General features: G+C 64.9%; 16 protein-coding genes and 2 pseudogenes. 8 read left to right on the top strand and 10 right to left on the bottom strand.

The window, feature by feature from the left end:
• Complete coding sequence (locus KHC23_RS20235; RefSeq protein WP_213375164.1) at window positions 1–3,504, top strand: ATP-binding protein; 3,504 nt, start codon at window positions 1–3, stop codon at window positions 3,502–3,504.
• A gap of 112 nt (window positions 3,505–3,616) precedes the next feature.
• Here KHC23_RS20235 and KHC23_RS24555 read toward each other — a convergent pair whose 3' ends face one another.
• The 3 genes and pseudogenes from KHC23_RS24555 to KHC23_RS24550 form a co-directional block, all read right to left on the bottom strand.
• Complete coding sequence (locus tag KHC23_RS24555) at window positions 3,617–4,360, bottom strand: AbiV family abortive infection protein (protein ID WP_246544809.1); 744 nt, start codon at window positions 4,358–4,360, stop codon at window positions 3,617–3,619.
• A 230-nt stretch (window positions 4,361–4,590) separates the two neighbouring features.
• Window positions 4,591–4,728: pseudogene (locus tag KHC23_RS24705) on the bottom strand (short-chain dehydrogenase); the annotation flags it as partial.
• On the bottom strand, window positions 4,692–5,129 hold the full coding sequence (locus KHC23_RS24550; RefSeq protein WP_271188567.1) for an SDR family NAD(P)-dependent oxidoreductase: 438 nt from the start codon (window positions 5,127–5,129) through the stop codon (window positions 4,692–4,694). The pseudogene KHC23_RS24705 and the gene KHC23_RS24550, both read right to left, overlap by 37 nt.
• A gap of 472 nt (window positions 5,130–5,601) precedes the next feature.
• Between KHC23_RS24550 and KHC23_RS20225 the strand changes: the two genes are divergently transcribed.
• The 3 genes from KHC23_RS20225 to KHC23_RS24700 are packed head-to-tail and all read left to right on the top strand — an operon-like array spanning window position 5,602 to window position 8,261.
• Window positions 5,602–7,041, top strand: a complete 1,440-nt coding sequence (locus KHC23_RS20225) for a Nal1-like putative serine protease (protein ID WP_213375162.1) — start codon at window positions 5,602–5,604, stop codon at window positions 7,039–7,041.
• Window positions 6,987–7,835, top strand: coding sequence for a phospholipase C/P1 nuclease family protein (locus KHC23_RS20220; RefSeq protein WP_213375160.1), 849 nt, complete (start codon window positions 6,987–6,989; stop codon window positions 7,833–7,835). Before KHC23_RS20225 ends, KHC23_RS20220 begins: the two co-directional genes overlap by 55 nt.
• 33 nt (window positions 7,836–7,868) lie before the next feature.
• Window positions 7,869–8,261, top strand: coding sequence for a hypothetical protein (locus KHC23_RS24700; protein ID WP_213375159.1), 393 nt, complete (start codon window positions 7,869–7,871; stop codon window positions 8,259–8,261).
• A gap of 87 nt (window positions 8,262–8,348) precedes the next feature.
• Here KHC23_RS24700 and KHC23_RS20210 read toward each other — a convergent pair whose 3' ends face one another.
• The 3 genes from KHC23_RS20210 to KHC23_RS24800 all read right to left on the bottom strand — a co-directional run bounded on the left by KHC23_RS20210 (window position 8,349) and on the right by KHC23_RS24800 (window position 10,310).
• Window positions 8,349–9,050 carry an RES family NAD+ phosphorylase gene (locus tag KHC23_RS20210; RefSeq protein ID WP_213375158.1) on the bottom strand — a complete coding sequence of 234 codons (702 nt, stop codon included), beginning with the start codon at window positions 9,048–9,050 and terminating at the stop codon, window positions 8,349–8,351.
• The gene (locus tag KHC23_RS20205) at window positions 9,043–9,729 is read right to left on the bottom strand and encodes a hypothetical protein (protein WP_213375157.1); all 687 of its coding nucleotides are present in this window, start codon (window positions 9,727–9,729) and stop codon (window positions 9,043–9,045) included. The genes KHC23_RS20210 and KHC23_RS20205 overlap by 8 nt, the downstream gene beginning before the upstream one ends.
• 227 nt (window positions 9,730–9,956) lie before the next feature.
• A complete protein-coding gene (locus KHC23_RS24800) occupies window positions 9,957–10,310 on the bottom strand; it encodes a DinB/UmuC family translesion DNA polymerase (protein WP_343210782.1) in 354 nt (117 codons plus the stop codon).
• Here KHC23_RS24800 and KHC23_RS20200 point away from each other — a divergent pair.
• The 4 genes from KHC23_RS20200 (at window position 10,221) to KHC23_RS20185 (ending at window position 12,813) form a co-directional block, all read left to right on the top strand.
• Window positions 10,221–11,087 (top strand): ArdC family protein, encoded by an 867-nt coding sequence (locus tag KHC23_RS20200; protein ID WP_343210781.1) that lies wholly within the window; start codon window positions 10,221–10,223, stop codon window positions 11,085–11,087. The genes KHC23_RS24800 and KHC23_RS20200 overlap by 90 nt on opposite strands.
• A 171-nt stretch (window positions 11,088–11,258) precedes the next feature.
• On the top strand, window positions 11,259–11,567 hold the full coding sequence (locus tag KHC23_RS20195) for a type II toxin-antitoxin system RelB/DinJ family antitoxin (protein WP_213375355.1): 309 nt from the start codon (window positions 11,259–11,261) through the stop codon (window positions 11,565–11,567).
• Window positions 11,564–11,899 (top strand): type II toxin-antitoxin system RelE/ParE family toxin, encoded by a 336-nt coding sequence (locus KHC23_RS20190; RefSeq protein ID WP_373878490.1) that lies wholly within the window; start codon window positions 11,564–11,566, stop codon window positions 11,897–11,899. Before KHC23_RS20195 ends, KHC23_RS20190 begins: the two co-directional genes overlap by 4 nt.
• A gap of 599 nt (window positions 11,900–12,498) precedes the next feature.
• Complete coding sequence (locus KHC23_RS20185) at window positions 12,499–12,813, top strand: DUF736 domain-containing protein (RefSeq protein WP_213366388.1); 315 nt, start codon at window positions 12,499–12,501, stop codon at window positions 12,811–12,813.
• Window positions 12,814–12,947: 134 nt separating this feature from the next.
• Here KHC23_RS20185 and KHC23_RS24535 read toward each other — a convergent pair.
• The 4 genes and pseudogenes from KHC23_RS24535 to traC all read right to left on the bottom strand — a co-directional run.
• Window positions 12,948–13,184, bottom strand: a pseudogene (locus tag KHC23_RS24535) (WGR domain-containing protein); the annotation flags it as partial.
• A gap of 109 nt (window positions 13,185–13,293) precedes the next feature.
• Window positions 13,294–15,186 carry a Ti-type conjugative transfer system protein TraG gene (gene traG, locus KHC23_RS20175; protein ID WP_213375155.1) on the bottom strand — a complete coding sequence of 631 codons (1,893 nt, stop codon included), beginning with the start codon at window positions 15,184–15,186 and terminating at the stop codon, window positions 13,294–13,296.
• On the bottom strand, window positions 15,173–15,412 hold the full coding sequence (gene traD / locus KHC23_RS20170) for a conjugal transfer protein TraD (RefSeq protein WP_373878489.1): 240 nt from the start codon (window positions 15,410–15,412) through the stop codon (window positions 15,173–15,175). The genes traG and traD overlap by 14 nt, the downstream gene beginning before the upstream one ends.
• Window positions 15,393–15,689 carry a conjugal transfer protein TraC gene (traC, locus tag KHC23_RS20165; protein ID WP_213375153.1) on the bottom strand — a complete coding sequence of 99 codons (297 nt, stop codon included), beginning with the start codon at window positions 15,687–15,689 and terminating at the stop codon, window positions 15,393–15,395. The genes traD and traC overlap by 20 nt, the downstream gene beginning before the upstream one ends.
• Between the last annotated feature and the right edge of the window lie 254 nt (window positions 15,690–15,943).

The raw sequence follows: 15,943 nt of genomic DNA, 5'->3' as shown, positions 1-15,943 counted from the left end.
ATGCGCCTGCGCCGCCTCGACCTCACCCGGTACGGAAAGTTCACCGACCGCAGCATCGATTTTGGCGAGCGAACCGAGGGACAGCCGGACCTGCACGTCATCTACGGGCCGAACGAGGCCGGCAAGTCGACGGCGTTCGCGGCGTTTCTCGACCTGCTGTTCGGGATCGGCGCGCAGAGCCCATTCGATTTCCTCCATCCCTATTCCACCATGCGGATCGGCGGAGCACTGGAGTTCGGCGCCGAGACGAGGGAGTTCGCGCGCATCAAGCGGCTGCAGAACAGCCTGCTCGACGCCGAGGGCCGAACGATCGCCGAAAGCGCCATCCGCGGCGAGGTCGGCGGCATCGAGCGCGACGCCTATCGCACCATGTTCTCGCTCGATGATGAGACACTCGAGAAGGGTGGCGAGAGCATCCTCGCTAGCAAGGGCGATCTCGGGCAATTGCTGTTCTCCGCCAGCGCCGGTCTCGCCCATCTCAGCCACAAGCTTCTCGATCTTAGGGGAGAGGCGGATGGGTTCTACCGCTACCGCGCGCGCAGTGGCACGCTTGCGGACCTCAAGGCGCGGCTCACGGAGCTGAAGGCAGAGCGGGAGCGCTTCGACACCCTGGCGTCGGACCATGCGCGGCTCGTCGAGACCCGGGACCGAGCCAGGGCGCACTATGATGAGGCGGTCACTGAGCGCACCCGCACGCAGTCGCGCATGGATGAAATCCAGCGCCATCTCACCGCGCTGCCGCGCCTTGCGGCGCTACGCGGCATCCGCGAGCGCCTCGCTCCGCTTGCGGACGTGCCCGAGGCCCCGCCTGGCTGGCCGAGCGAGCTGCCGAGGCTTCAGAAGCAGGAGATCGAGCTCGGCGTCCAGATCCAGGCTATCGCCGAAGAGGTTGGGCGCCTTGCGGATGAGATCGAGGCGATCGCTGTGGACGAGGCCGCCCTGCGGCTCTGCGAACCGGTGGAGCGGCTCGGGGAACTCCGGGCGCGCCATGTGACCGCTGAGCGGGACATTCCCGAGAGGCGTCTGCAACTCCGGCAGGCGGACCTCGCGATCTCGGCAATCCTCCAGCGGATCGAGCGGGAAGGGGAGGCGGAGCCCCGCCGCCTCATCCTGACGGCGGCAACGGTCGGTCGTCTGCGCGAACTGATTGAAGCCCGCTCTGGCATCGACGCCGCGATACGTACCGCCGCCGGGGAACTCATCGAGGCACGCCGTCGCTTCGCCGAGACCGCGGCCCGCCTGCCGGAGCCCGGCGCGGATCCGCAGGCTGCGCAGGAGCGGGAGCGATCGATGGCGGCGCTGGCGATCACCGTCGAGCAGACGCGTTCCGCCGATCACCATGTCCGGCATCGCTTGGCCGATCGGGCCCGCGCTGCTGCTGTCGATGCGCTTGCGGATCGCCTGACGGCACTACGCCCCTGGCAAGGCACGGCAGATGATCTCGTCGGCCTGCCGTGCCCGGGTCCCGACAGGATGCAGCACTGGAGGGCGGCGCGCGGCGAGGCTGAGGCCACGCTGGCACGGCATCAGAGCGAGACCGAACGGCTGACGACGCTGGTCCGCCACCTGGTGGCAGAGCGCGCGAGTCTTTCGTCCACGACGGGCGTCGTGACCGATCAGGAGGCTGCCGAGATTCGGATCCGCCGCGAGCAGGCCTGGGCCGCGCATCGGCGCGAACTCGATACCATATCGGCCGATGCCTTCGAGACAGTGCTGCGCCACGATGACATCATCGGCGCCGGACGATTCTCGCACATGTCCGAGCTGGCGAAGCTGCACCAGAGCGGGCAGGCACTCGCCGTGGCGCAGGCCGACCTCGACCGGGCCGTCGAGCTCAGGGACCGTGCGGCTGCTGCCCTGGACGGTCTCGATGCCGAGGTGGCCAAGGCGGTCGACGCAATCGCGCCTTCGCTCGCTTCTGCACCATCCCTGCCCGCGATTGAGGACTGGCTTGCCCGCCGGGAAAAGGCCCTCGACGCGCGCGAGGCGGTCCGGAGCGCCGAGCAGGATCTTCGCGCCGCGCAGCAGGATGCAGGTGCGGCGACGGAACAGTTGCGCACCGCGCTCGGTCGGGCCCGCCTGGCCCAGGAGCCCGATGCGGGCTTCGACGTGCTGCTCGCCAATGCCCAGGCGGCACTCGACCGTGAGGCCGAGCTGCGCCGCCTGCGTGCCGACCTGGACGAGCGCCAGCGCGACGTGGCGTTGCGCGAGCGTGCGGCCGAGCAGGCAGGAGCGGACGAGGGAGCTTGGGCCGAGGCATGGTCCAGGACCTGTCGCGGCTGCTGGCTCGCCGATATCGCTGAGGTGCCGGCCATCGGCGTCGTTCGCGAGATCCTCGTGGCGATTGCCGATCTCGCGCCGGCGATCGAGAAGCGGGCGGGCCTCGTCGACCGCATCGAGAAGATGGAAAAGGACCAGGTCGCGTTCCGCGACGAGGTGGCGAGTCTCGCGGGCTCGTTGAGGATCCCGGTCGGAACCGTGCCGGTTCTCGAGCTCGCGCAGGGCATCGGTGAAAAGGTCCGGGTGGCGGGCGCCGAACGCGACCGCCGGGCGAAGCTGATGGAGCGGTTGGAGGAGGCGACGGGACGGCAGCGTGCGCTTGCCGAGACGTCGGCGATCCACGACGTGCAGAAGCACCGGATGACCGCGTTCTTCGAGGTCGCGTCTCTGGCGGAGGTGTCGGATAAGCTTTCCGACGTCGCGCGGCGGGCCGAATTCCGGGAACAGGCCGAGGATGCCGGGCGTGAGATCCTCGATGCGGTGCGCGCGCCTGATCTCCTCAGCGCCGAGGCTGCCCTCGATGCGGCAGATCGGCCGGCGCTGGAAGCGGAGCTGATCGAACTCAAAGCCCGGTTCGAGGACCAGGACAAGCGTTGTCACGAGCTCTTTGCGACGCGCTCGGCGGCGATCGACCAGGTGGAGGCGATCGGCGGCGACGCCCGGGTCGCCGGCATCGAGGAACGCCGGCGCACGATATTCCTTGAAATCGAGGATGGCGCGATGCGCTATCTGCAGCTACGGGCAGGCGTCGCCGCCACGGAGCAGGCGCTCGCCACCTATCGGGAGCGCCATCGCAGTTCCATGATGGCGCGTGCCTCGGCGGCGTTCCGGACCATCAGCCGCGGTGCCTATACGGGTCTTGCCGCCCAGCCCAGCAAGGACGGGGAGACGCTCATCGCCCTTTCCGCCGCCGGAGGCTCGAAGGCTGCCCAGGAATTGTCGAAAGGCACGCGGTTCCAACTCTATCTGGCGCTACGTGTCGCCGGGTACCACGAGTTCGTGCGGGCGCGCAGTGTGGTGCCGTTCGTCGCCGACGACATCATGGAAACCTTCGACGATTTCCGGGCGGAGGAAGCGTTCCGCCTGTTCGCGGACGTGGCGCAAGCCGGACAAGTGATCTACCTCACGCATCATCAACACCTTTGTGAGATCGTGAAGAAGGTCTGTCCCGCGGTGCGATTACACCGCCTCGACGAAGCGGTGATGGAACGTCAGTTTGCCTGAAGCATCTTCAGTGGCGACGGTGGTAAAAGCACGCTGAAGGATTCTCGAGGCGAATATAAGCGCCCGCGACTTTCCTCGACGACAGGGAGGGTGCGAGATGCCGGAACGATCGTCACGGCGCCACGGACGCCGCGCCTTCGTTCGGTTTGAAGAGCAGCTTCAGTGCCGCCATAACCTTCTCAAACCGGTCCTTGTTGAACCCGTGCCTCTCCTCCGCTGTCGTGAGCGCCTCAGCGAAGTTGATATACCTGCTCGCTCGTTCAAGTTCTGTCGCGACTTCGGTCTGCGTTATCACCGCTGGAGTGGAGGCCAGTTGGCCATCCGCGCCAATTCGAACGTAGAGTGCATCTTGCTTTCGGCGGTCGCGCTTTCCATCAGCCAGTTTAAGCGCTTCACGATCATATGCGGGGTCTTCGGCCCAGACCCAGTTGTTCACGGTCCAGCGTCCAATCTTTTCGTACCGTAGAATTTCGAGTGCGCTGCCGACATCGTTCGGCAGATTGTTACCCAGTTCAAAGTCGCGGTTGATGATCGCGTTCAGCTCCTCGATCTCTTCCCAATGCATAATCATGTAGTCCATGATCATGCCAACCAGATGCTTGCAGGCGTGGTCGTTGATCGCCCGCCGAACAGCAGCCGTCAGCGGCACGATCTCCTCACTGATGAGGTAAAGAAGGAACGCCTTCGCCGCCTCCTCTTGAGCAATGATCAAGAGAACATATCGGGTGGCGCAAGGAGTGCGGAATTCGAGGTCGTAGGTTTCCTCGTGTAATCGCCAGGCGTTGTCGATAGAGGCTCGAATCGCTCTGTGGAGTTTGTTGCTAGATTGGTTGCGACGACGGTTCGCTCCGTCCATGATGTCTTACTCGCAAAGCGCTCATTTTGAAAGTTTGCGTCGAAGCCTAGCGGAGCCAATTGGCAGACGCTAGGCCTGTGTCTTTCGTGCCGCCGCGCGATCGTTACATTGGCGGCTAGGCGCCGCTCGATCTCAGGCGTCACGCCATTCGAGGCCGCGCGGGCGACGACCAAGGGAGCGGTCTTCTCCGTGCGGGTCAGACCCGGATGGACCACCGTGACGTTGATTCCCTTGGATCCCAGCTCGTCGGCGAGATTCTTGGTCAGGGCAGAGACCGCAACATTGCGGATCGAGCCGATGATCAAACCCGTCTGTCGCGCCGCAAGACCACTTATGTTGATGATCCGGCCCCAGCCGGCAGCCGCCATGTGAGGAGCAGCCTCGCGGGCCGTCCGAAGATAGCCCATCCCTTGACGTTAACGTCGTCCCAGAACAGGTCGTCCGTGATCTCGGCCAGCTTCGGCGGCGGTGCCTGCCCGCCCGGCTTGGCCGCAGCATTGACCAGGATGTCGAGGCCGCCGAGTGTCGCGACCGTTCCCGCCACCAGAGCCTTGACCGAGCCGTCGTCCTGCGTGTCGACGGTCAGTCCGACGATCCTGCGTCCGGTTTCCGCAGCGAGTTCATGCACGGCGAGGTCCAAATCGGCGGTGTTGCGGGCGGCAATGACGAGATCCACGCCTTCCAAGGCCAGTTGCCGAGCGATGGCGCGGCCGATCCCCTTGCTGCCGCCGGTCACCAGGCCACGCTTGCCGTCCAGTTGCAGATCCATGGCATAAGCTCCTTGAGCCTAGACAGGTGCGTCACCTCTGACACGGCAAAGGCCGTGTTGTCGCCGTGAGCTTATTCGCTGTGCACGCTACGGTCTCGTATTGAGGAGGCGTCGATCGACGCGCTGAACGGCGCATGGCCATTCGATTGACCTGTTCCGTCTCGAAATGATCCACCCAGCGCTATGCGGCCATAGATGGTCGATCGAGCAACGAGGGGCCATCGATCATCAGGGCCTGTCCTGAAGCCGTAATCCGCCCTTCAATGGGAGTGACGCAGGTTCGATTCCCTCCACCTCAGTAAAGGAGGAAGATGCGCACGCCCAATCGACGTCGGATGTGTGTCCCAATCGATCAAAGGGATAACAATTCGTGGGTCACCTTCAGAGTTGCTGCCTCTTCAATCGAGAGGCGTCACTCGTGCGAAACAATTTATAGGTGTATTTGTGTGGAGGGTGCAGGGGGGAGCGCGGAATGGACATCCTGGGAGCGGAGCGCAACTTTGCCAGCCTATCCGTCAAGGATTTGTTGGAGGCGCGCGACCTCTATCACTACCATCTGATCCACCGGGCCAACGTCGTCGGCACGGCGATTGGCCTGTACCTGATTCGGAAATCCGACACTTGGCCCACGAGGGCGAAGCCGAAGCCGGGCGCCGCTGCCCGCTCCTACAGGCCGAGAGGCGAGCGGACCTTGGAGAATTCTGAGGTCCGCGACTATTCTTGGCCCTGCATCATCGTCTTTGTCGACAAATGGGTGGATGCGGAGCGATTCCGCGGCGGCGGCCAGGGGCTGCCTCCCGAGGACATGGTGCCGAAGACGCTCTACATGCCGGACGGGCGCACCGTGCCGGTCTGCGTCATAAAGGTGTCGCCAGCCGAGCCCGCCTCTGCGCCGGTCCTAGACGTGCAGTGGCCGGACACGTTCATCGGCGGCGGCTTTCCGCTGATCAGCGAGTCGCAGGGCACCCGACGGATGGCGAGCATCGGCTGCCTGGTGAGCGACGGCCATACCGTCTACGCCTTGACCAATCGCCATGTCGCAGGTCCTGCCGGACAGCCGATCCTCTCGGTACTGCGCGGCGCCGAGGTCGAGATCGGCGCCTCGACCGACAGGCAGCTCACGCGGCTGCCGTTTTTCGAGGTCTACACCGATTTTCCCGGCCGCCGCACATGGCTGACGCTCGATATCGGGCTCGTCGCGCTGGCCAACCTCAGGGACTGGACCTCGCAGGTCTACGGATTGGGTGCGCTCGGCGCGCTCGCGGATCTAAGCGAGCGCAACATCACGCTGCGGCTCATCGGCGCGAAGATCGTCGCCTATGGCGCCATATCCGGGCGGCTGTCGGGACAGATAAAGGCGCTATTCTACCGTCACCGCTCGATCGGCGGCTATGACGACGTCTCGGATTTCCTGATCGCGCCGGCCGAGGACGGTTCCGCCCAGACCCGACCAGGCGATTCCGGCACGCTCTGGCATCTGGAGACGACGGACGCCGCCCAGCCCTTGCGGCCGCTGGCCATCCAGTGGGGCGGCCAAACCTTCATGGCCGGCCCGGAAAAGGCGAGCTTCAACTTCGCACTGGCGACCAGCCTCAGCAATGTGTGCCGGCTGCTAGATGTCGAGCTGGTGCGCGACCACAATACCGGCGTGCAGCCCTATTGGGGCGCCACTGGTCATTACAGCATTGGCGCCTATGCCTGCGATGCCGTCCGGTCGGAGAAGCTGCGCACGCTGATGCTGGCCAACCGCGACAAGATCAGCTTCCAGCTCGCCGAGCTCACCCCGGACAAGATCGAGGACGTGTTCCGCGACGCGCGGCAGAATGGAGGCTTCGTGCCACTCGCCGAGTGCCGGACGTGGTCTGGAAGCAGGCGGCATCGAGGATCAAGGGCGGGCGGAAGGGTGGAATAAATCCCGAAAACCCCACCCACTACGCCGATATCGACCAGCCGCTTCCTGACGGGCGGACGCTGCGCGACATCTGCGCGGCAGATCCCAGCAAGGTAACGGTCGCCGACTGGCAGCAATATTACGACGCGCTCGGCCACACCCGCCCTGGTGAGCGCGGCCTGCTGCCGTTCCGCGTCTGGCAGTTCTTCGACACCATGGTCGAGGCGGTGAAGAACAAGGACATCGCTGCTTATGTGTGTGCCGCTGGCATTGCGGCGCACTATGTCGGCGACGCCTGCCAGTCGCTGCACGGCTCCTACCTCAACAACGGCTATCCGGACGGGCGCGGCGAGGACGTCCACTCCGCCTATGAGACCGCCATGATCGACCATCAGGCCGCCGTGCTGTTGCCGCTGATCGCGCAGGAGGTCGCGGCCGCGACCGACAGGCCCGCCCTGCTGGAGAACGGGCAGGAAGTGGCGGTCGCGATCTTCGATCTCATGGTGCGCACGGCGACCGCGCTGCCTCCCGTGGATCTCGTCGACGCTTATATCGAGACCGGTGGGGGCAAGTCGCGCCGGGTGACGAGCGCGCTCTGGCGGCAGTTCGGCCAAGCCACGGCCGCCGCGATGGCTGACGGCGCGCGGACGCTGGCGTTCATCTGGGACAGTGCCTGGGCGGCCGGCGGCGGCAACAGGCTCGGCGAGGAGCGGCTCGGCGCGGTGGATACCGTCGCACTGCGCAAGCTCTACGAGGACAAGACCTTCATGCCGTCCCTGACTCTTGATCAGATCGGAGATGTCCTCCGTAGGTGAAGCAGTTGCCATCGTTGGTTCAGCGGGGACGAAATGACGACGCATGACGCGGTCGGCCTGTCTAAGCCGGACCTCCAGTGCGATCTCATCATGAAGGGTGGCATCACCTCCGGCGTGGTGTTTCCCAAGGCGATCACCCGGCTCGCCGGGGCGCTATCGCTTCATGAATATCGGTGGCACCTCTGCGGGATCGATAGCTGCCGTAATGGCTGTCGCTGCCGAATACCGTCGCCAGCTGGCCAAACCGATGTCGAGAAGCGCGCAGGCTTCGCCACGATCGACGATATGGCGGAGGATCTGGCCAGGAACCTGAAGACGCTGTTCCAGCCATCTCCGCAAACGAGGCCGCTTTTTATTCTTGCAATGACCGTGATCACATCTGGAGGCCGGATTGGTGCCTTCCTGATCGGCGCGCTACACGCCTAAGTGTTCGTATAGGTCGCGAAGGAGTTGAGGTGCTCGCCTCGGAATTTCGAGACTGAAATGTATAGGGTTGCCCATGAACTACCTCGATCAGGAGCTTCCAGGGACGACTTTCACCCCGATGCGTTCCGCGAGGGAGATCAGGTCCGTATAGACGCCAGGTGTGCCGATAAGGTCGAGCGACGGGGACACGGTGACGAGTGCGCCTGCCGAAAGCCGGTTGCCGAACAGGATGATCGCGAGCGCACGATCATCCTGCCTCGAAACCCAACACAGGCCCTGAATATCGGGCCGAGCGGCGTAGAACGCCTCGGCCCAAAGGCGGGTATGGCGGTAGCGGTCCTTCTCGGTGTCGATGAGCTCGGTGCGCCGAATGCCGAATCTGCGAAGCGCCGTGGCACTCAGGTCGGCGAGGATGAGATCTTGTTGCGGCTCCAGCCGCGAATAGGTCTGACCCGTGAGTTTACCCTTGTCGTAGGTCTTGAGGCCCGATGTGAAAGGGACATCGTGAAAAACGGTCTCCATGGCGGCGCAATCGAACGTCGTGCCCCCATAGAGCGTCGGAATTGCAGCGCCGGCGCCGTCGACGATCGGGCTGAAGCGCGCGTTGCCCTTGAGGCCCGGGTTAAACTGATCGCCGACATAGGCGTTCAGGTGCATGCGATGAATGATCTGGCCCTTGGGCCAGATCACCGTCGAGGTCTTTGCTCCCAAGTCCGCCGGAGGAGAGGGCGTTGCGTTGCCGGGGGCCTTTGCCTTTGCGTGCTTCGGCTTGCCCGGCGACTTAGCCATGCGCCGCGCCTTGCAGCTCATCTTCGGCCGCCGCGATCACGCGTTCAGGCTTCTCCGCCAGGAGATCCTGCGGACGCTTGCCGCCGAGGAAGCTGTTATCGGAGGCGAACCAGTAGGCGAGCCCCCAATCGTCCTTGCTTCCACTGAGGACCTTGAGCACGGCGGCAAGAGGCTTGAGCGGGCGATAGCCCGTGTTCGGATCCAGGGCGTAGCCAGGAAAATAATCAATTCCCAGATGCCGAACCGCGAAGATGAGGCCATCCCTCTTCCACTTGTTCGGCTGGGCGCTGGGATTGTTGGTGCTGAAGCCGGCCATCTCGGCGATCTGGGCTGCCGTCAGCCAATCACCGCTTTCCAGCACAGCCTTGCGCGCCTCGGCCGTCATCCGCGCCTCGACCAACATATGCTGAGGCGGAGGCACCTGGGGCACCAACGCTTCGAGGATCGACTGCATCGCCTCACTCTGGCGGCGCGCGAGAATGGCACCGACAAGCGGTGCGATGCTTTCGAACGTCTCGGCTAGCGCGCGAACGGCCGGCTCACTCCCTTGCTCGAGGGTCAAAGCAATGACCTGTTTAGGCTTGCCGCCGAGATGGTCGAGACGATGCCGGACCTGCTCCGGCGTGCCGGTCATCGTCGCGAAGCCGGCGAGCGCAACAGTCGCATCGGGGGCAGTCATGGCCGCATTCCTTCGTTGGTTATCCCGATTATCCATATAGCAATATAACCGAAATAATCAAGAACGGAAGCGCCGCAGCCACCGACCGCAGCGGGGCCCTAGATTGCCAGCCGAAGCTGGCCGCCGCCCAAGTCCGACGTCTCCGCCAGCGAGGACACCGTCACTCCGAGCAGGCGAATGCCTTTGGAGGCCGGGAAAATCGGTTCAAGCAACGCGAAGCAAATGGCTTAGATCTCGCTTTGGTCTGTCACCGGCACGGCAACGGTCTGGCTGCGCGTAATCTGCTGAAAATCAGCGTATTTCACCTTCAGCATCACCGTCCGACCGCAAATGCCATGCGCCTCGCAGTTGCGCCAGACCTTTGCGGCCAGGGGGAGGAGCTCGGCGCGCGCGGCCTCGGGCTCGAAGATGTCGGTCGCGAACGTGTTCTCCGCGCCGACCGATTTGCGCGGCCGATCCGGCTCGACGGGCCTCTCGTCGATCCCGCGTGCGTGGCGGATCTGGAGAAGGGTGTGCGCCCGTGGATGCAGCCGTGGCGTTCTACGAATGCCATCGGCCGGGTGACGCGGCCGCTGCGGCACAATGGCTTGCCCTATTCCGGCATGAACGTGCTGCTGCTGTGGTCGGAGGCGATGGCGCGCGGTTACGTCTCGCCGGTCTGGATGACCTTCAAGCAGGCGATCGAGCTCGGCGGCGCGGTGCGCAAGGGCGAGACCGGCACCATGGTGGTCTTCGCCAGCCGCTTCACCAAGGCCGAGACCGATGGGAATGGCGGCGAGGTCGAGCGGGAAATCCCCTTCCTGAAGGCATATACCGCCTTCAACGTCGCGCAGATCGGCGGGCTCCCGGAGCGCTACACTGCGAAGTCGGCGCCGGTGCGCGATCCGATCGAACGGATCGAAGAGGCCGACCGCTTCTTCGCCAATACCGGCGCGGTGATCCGGCATGGCGGCGATCGCGCCTTCTATTCTCCCGGCAGCGATCACATCCAGATGCCGCCGTTCCAGACCTTCCGGGACGCGGCGAGCTACGTCGCGGTCCTCAGCCACGAGGCCACCCACTGGACCGCGGCGGCGCATCGCGTGAACCGCGATCTCAGCCGCTATGGAAAGGACAGGAGCGAACGCGCCCGCGAGGAACTCATCGCCGAGCTGGGGAGCTGCTTCCTCTGCGCCGACCTCGGCATCGTTCCCGAGCTTGAGCCGCGGCGGGACCATGCGAGCTATCTCGAGTCCTGGCTAAAAGTGCTGGCTGAGGACAAGAGGGTAATCTTCTCGGCGGCGGCGCATGCGCAGCGCGCCGTCGCCTTCCTGCACAGCCTCCAGCCGACGGTCTCTGAACAGCGCGAGGTCGCCTGATGTTGCATGTTCCGATCATCTCGGAGAGGTCGGCGAGCCCTCCCCGATCCGGAGAGCCTCCATCCTGACGGCTGGTTATTGCGTCGCCAGCATGTGCAAGGGATGAGTGGTCGGGAGAAAGCTGGCAATCGTCATTCAATCGTATTACATTGGCTGATAGAGGAGGCGCCGATGGTCGCAAATGCTCTCGTTCAAACTCGCATCGATGCCGAAATCCGGGATCGCGCGTCTGCCGTGCTCGAAAGCATGGGCCTCACGGTGTCCGATGCCGTGCGCATCTTGCTCACCCGGACCGCCAATGAGGGCGCGCTTCCGCTGGAGCTGATGGCGAACAGCGAGGTGCATGATGCCTGGTTCCGGGCCAAGGTGCTGCAAGCGCTGAACGACACCCGGCCCGATATTTCCGACGATGAGGCGGAGATGCATTTCGCGGCACGCCGGGCGGCGGCCCGGCACCGCGCGGGTAACGTTCAATCGTGAAGCTCGTCTGGTCAGCCTGGCCGCTCTCCGATCGCGACGGCATATTCTCTCATATCGAGGCGGATAACGCTTCCGCCGCGGTTTCCATCGACGAGCGGACCGCGGGTGCGGTGCGTCGCCTGTGCGATTTTCCCGAAAGTGGCCGTCCCGGAAGGATCGACGGGACGTGCGAACTGGTGATCGCCGGCACGCCTCATGTCGCGGCCTATGTCGTGACGGAAACGACGGCTTCGCGTCCTGCATGGCGCGCAGCGATGGCCGGAGACACTACCCGAGGGTTGACGTTTTCGCCCCTAGAAAGCGGTTCGCGGATCCAGAGGGGTGGGTCCTGATTCGTGGCAGCGGCGCCAGGCATGCGTCGATTCTCGCTACGGGCCTCGATGATGCCGCTGCCAGAGCGGCCAAGGCCGGGCTGTCATCGCATGACGATATTATGTCGCCCATCTGCAGGGCGGCTTCCCTGCCATGCGGGAGCTGTTCCTCCACCGGGCCGGTCTGTCCGTGCGATGCTCTCCGGGAGATCGTTCCGCCTGATAGAGCGCAGCTGACGGATGTCGTGCTGTCGAGGTCCGCCGATCCTAATGGTGGACGGGGCCGAGTGGGGCCTTCGCGCGCGCTCCTTTCCCTTCTTTGAACGGCCGCCCCTCCTGCGGGCTCGATGGGGCATGTCTGACCGGAGAACGGCTTCGCCTCGATCGTTTTTCCGCAACGGCCTTGCGCGACTTTCTTCCCCTGCGAACTTCGTCCGCATTCCTCGCGGATCAACAAAGCCGCTTTCTGCCGCCCTCCACTGCGTTCCGGCCCATCACCACCCCGTCACGAAGGCGCGACGGGGACCCCGGTTGGGTGCGGTCCGATCGTCCCCGGTCCTTGCGACTGCCATCGAGGCCGCGAAGGGCGCGGCCCGGAACTCAGGATAAGGAAGACGACAATGGCGACCATCGGCACCTTCACCTCCACCGAGAACGGCTTCACCGGCTCGATCCGCACCCTGACCCTCAACGTCAAGGCCCGCTTCCAGCGCGTCGACAACCCCTCGGAAAAGGGACCGCACTTCCGCATCTTCGCGGCGGGCTCGGTTGAACTCGGGGCGGGCTGGCAGAAGCACTCCGAGCAGACCGGCCGCGACTATCTCTCGGTCAAGCTGGACGATCCGAGCTTCCCGGCGCCGATCTACGCCACGCTGGTCGAGGTGGAAGGCGAGGACGGCCTCCAGCTCATCTGGTCCCGCCCGAACCGGGACTGATCGGGATCGCCAGACGGCCCTGCCTCTTCAGGCAGAGCCGTTCCCATGTCAGGGGAGGCCGCTTCCCTCTCAGCGGCGGCCTCACAAAGACCAGGCATTGGCTGAGGTGCGACCTTCGCGGTCTCTTGGGCCGTCGGCCTATAACCGCGCTTTCGCTTTCCTCGCAGCAGTTCAAGGAACAGCCGGACGGCCTCGTCCTCGCGTTCGAAGGAGTGGTGCTTTGCCTGTCCGCGCGCCCCGATACGCCCCCAGCGGCGGGTGAGGCAGACGTCGCCGAACAGTGTCGGTTCGATCGACAGCACGTAATAGCGGGCCATGTTACGGGCCGGGTCCCGCCGTTCGACATAGAGCTGGTAGGGCTGCGCGATCATGAGATCAAGAATCGCGCGCGCGGCATGTCGCGTCCAACGAGAGTTTTGAATCGGTCGGGGCCGATTGATTCATTCCGGTGAAGTCCTGGACCGCCGTCGCGCGCCGCGATCATGCCTGTCGGTCCTTCCGGTGGAACCTGTTCGTCGCAACACGGGCCTTCATGTCCTCCCGCCGGAACCAAATGGCGCGGCCGCAGCGCATCGGCGCGTTGCCGGCGGTGAAGACGATCTGCTCATCGGCGCGCATACGCAGCACCTCGTGCGGCTGGATCAGCGGGCGGGAGGCGAGCTGCTTTGATCGCGTGCGCGAGGAGCCGGACGATTGCGACGAGCGGCTGACCTGGTCGATCTCGACCGTGGTCGCGCCGCAGCGGCGGGAGATGTAGTCGGCGGTCTCGGGGTCGTTGACGGCGGCGAAGCTGATCCAGCTCGCCGACTCGAACCATTTGCTCGCGGCGTCCCGACCGCCCCAGGTCTCGCGCATCTGGCCGATGGACTGGAACAGCAGGATGAGGGTGATGCCGTATTTGCGGCCGGCGTCGCGGGCGGTCTCCAGGATGCGCATGAAGCCCAGCCGGGCCACCTCGTCGAGAAGGAATAGCGCCCTCCCCGTCATCTCGCCATTCCGGTTGTAGATCGCGTTCATGAAGGCGCCAATGATGACGCGGGCGAGACCGGCATGGGTCTCCAGCGTCTTCAGGTCGAGATTGATGAAGACGTCCGTCTCGCCCCCGGCGAGATCATCCGTGACGAAGGAGCTACCGGATACGAGCGCGGCATAGTTCGGGTAGCTCAGCCAGTGGGTTTCCTTGACGGCGTTGGCATAGACGCCCGAGAAGGTCTCCGGCGTCATGTTGACGAAGACGGCGACGTTCTCCCTCACGAACGGCGATTGCGAGCCGTCATAGATCTCCTGCAAACGCGATCGCAGCTTCGGCTCCGGCTCCGACAGATTGGCGCGCACCTGGCGCAGGGTTTGGTCCGCCTCGCTTGTATGCCCGGACAGGCAGACATCGGCGATGAGCGCGGTGAGGAGCTGCAAGGCCGAGGCGCGGAAGAAGTCGTCGCGCACGCCACGCGACCCGCCGCTGTCGCTCATGATCCATGAGGCGACCGCCGCGATGTCCTCCTCCTTCGTGCCGCCGAAGCGCCCGATCCAGTCGAGCGCGTTGAAGCCGGTCGCCGGCTGCTTCGGGTCGAGCACATGGACGGTACGCCCGGCCGCGCGGCGATGATCGATCACCATGGGCGCGACCTCGTTGGAGGGGTCGAGCACGACGAGCGTGCCGCCCCATTTGAGGGCGGTGGGGATCGTCACCGAGGTCGTCTTGTAGCCGCCGGAACCGGCGAAGACGATGCCGTGCGAGGAACCGAAGGAGGCGTCGAAGCAGAGCAGCGGCGAGCGCCCGCCCGCTCCCCAGCTTTGCGGATCCGTCGCGCGAAACGACTGGCCCGTCGTGCTGTTGCGATCGACACGGTAGCGTTCGCCGATGACGATGCCGCCGGTATCGGGAAAGAGCTTGCCGGCCTCTGCCATCGTCATCCAGTCGGCATCGCCATGCAGGGCGCGTTTGCCGTGCACGCGCTTCGGCACCGGCGCGGCAAAGGCCGCGTTGCCTTTCACGGCGACGCGCAGGGCGAGGCATCCGACGATCAGAGCGGCACCAGCGCCGATCAGGTATGCCGGGTCGACCTGAGCGAATGCCGGCGACCGCGATGTCGCGCGCAGCACGGCGATGAAGATCGCCATCGCGCACCCCGTGATGACGCTCCATCCGATCATGCGGATGTTGGCGGCGCCGGCAGCGGCGAACAGGAAGATCACGCCGATCGCAGCTGCGGCGAAGAAGGGCAGCGCGAGCCCGGCGCGGCCGAACATGACCTGCTGCGGCTCGGTCGTGCCGAAGGCAGCAAGGCTTTGCTCCTGGTCGGACAGACCGATCAGCGCCCCGATCATCAGCGCGATCGGCGCGATGCCAACCAGGAGTCTATTTGCCATCATTGCCGAAGGCCTTCGCGCCGATCGCGGCGAGGCGCATACGCTCGGCATCATCGGCCTTCAGCCTCTGGCCGAGTTCGATCAACGCACCGAGCAGGACGGCACGCTTCTCGTAGCGCAGTCCGGCCTTGGCGATCAGGCCGCCGAGCTCGATTTTCTCGCGCGTGTCTTGTCTGCGGGCTTCGGTGGATGAGGCCTGACGCATGCGCTCAGCTCTCGCCAGCGCCATCCGCAGCCGCGCCAGTCTCGACCTTCGCTGCCGAAACGCTGGTCTCGCTTCCTGCTCCTGCCCCCTTCCTCCCGGTCGCCTTCTCTCCCGTCCCGCGAAACCGCCCTGCGAGTTCCTCGAAAGCGGATTGGAGGTCGCTCTCCTCGATCTCGATCTCGCCCAGGCCCGCCTTCAGGGCGACACGCCCGATCCGCTCGGCCTCCCGTGTTTCTGCCAGCTTGAGCTGGGCCTGGAGCTGTACGATTTCCTCGCGGATCTTCGACGATGGTTTCTTCATTCCGGTAGGACCTCCTCTGGGCTGGACGCGACGCGTCGAGGCCTGAGGATCGATTGGTATCGCGCGAAGTGCACCCCCGTTAATTCTACAGTCGGCAAAGCCGACGCCGCTTGTGATCATCCCGGCCGTTCCGAAGGAATGGTCCAAGGGCGCAGTAATACGTCGCTATCGCGACGCCCTGCTTCAGCCCCGGCCGCCGGCCCGCCGATCTGGCGGCGCCAGGCCACCTCTCCCGACGAGCACGCCTTCCTTAT

It is taken from the genome of Ancylobacter dichloromethanicus, from assembly GCF_018390645.1.
GTDB lineage: Bacteria > Pseudomonadota > Alphaproteobacteria > Rhizobiales > Xanthobacteraceae > Ancylobacter > Ancylobacter dichloromethanicus.
This window is presented reverse-complemented; position numbering and strand designations above follow the sequence as displayed.

Coding starts and splice junctions, on each gene's coding strand:
- KHC23_RS20235 (WP_213375164.1), top strand. CDS start 1: ATGCGCCTGCGCCGCCTCGACCTCACCCGGTACGGAAAGTTCACCGAC.
- KHC23_RS24555 (WP_246544809.1), bottom strand. CDS start 4,360: ATGGACGGAGCGAACCGTCGTCGCAACCAATCTAGCAACAAACTCCAC.
- KHC23_RS24550 (WP_271188567.1), bottom strand. CDS start 5,129: ATGGATCTGCAACTGGACGGCAAGCGTGGCCTGGTGACCGGCGGCAGC.
- KHC23_RS20225 (WP_213375162.1), top strand. CDS start 5,602: ATGGACATCCTGGGAGCGGAGCGCAACTTTGCCAGCCTATCCGTCAAG.
- KHC23_RS24700 (WP_213375159.1), top strand. CDS start 7,869: ATGACGACGCATGACGCGGTCGGCCTGTCTAAGCCGGACCTCCAGTGC.
- KHC23_RS20210 (WP_213375158.1), bottom strand. CDS start 9,050: ATGGCTAAGTCGCCGGGCAAGCCGAAGCACGCAAAGGCAAAGGCCCCC.
- KHC23_RS20205 (WP_213375157.1), bottom strand. CDS start 9,729: ATGACTGCCCCCGATGCGACTGTTGCGCTCGCCGGCTTCGCGACGATG.
- KHC23_RS20195 (WP_213375355.1), top strand. CDS start 11,259: ATGGTCGCAAATGCTCTCGTTCAAACTCGCATCGATGCCGAAATCCGG.
- KHC23_RS20185 (WP_213366388.1), top strand. CDS start 12,499: ATGGCGACCATCGGCACCTTCACCTCCACCGAGAACGGCTTCACCGGC.
- traG (WP_213375155.1), bottom strand. CDS start 15,186: ATGATGGCAAATAGACTCCTGGTTGGCATCGCGCCGATCGCGCTGATG.
- traD (WP_373878489.1), bottom strand. CDS start 15,412: ATGGCGCTGGCGAGAGCTGAGCGCATGCGTCAGGCCTCATCCACCGAA.
- traC (WP_213375153.1), bottom strand. CDS start 15,689: ATGAAGAAACCATCGTCGAAGATCCGCGAGGAAATCGTACAGCTCCAG.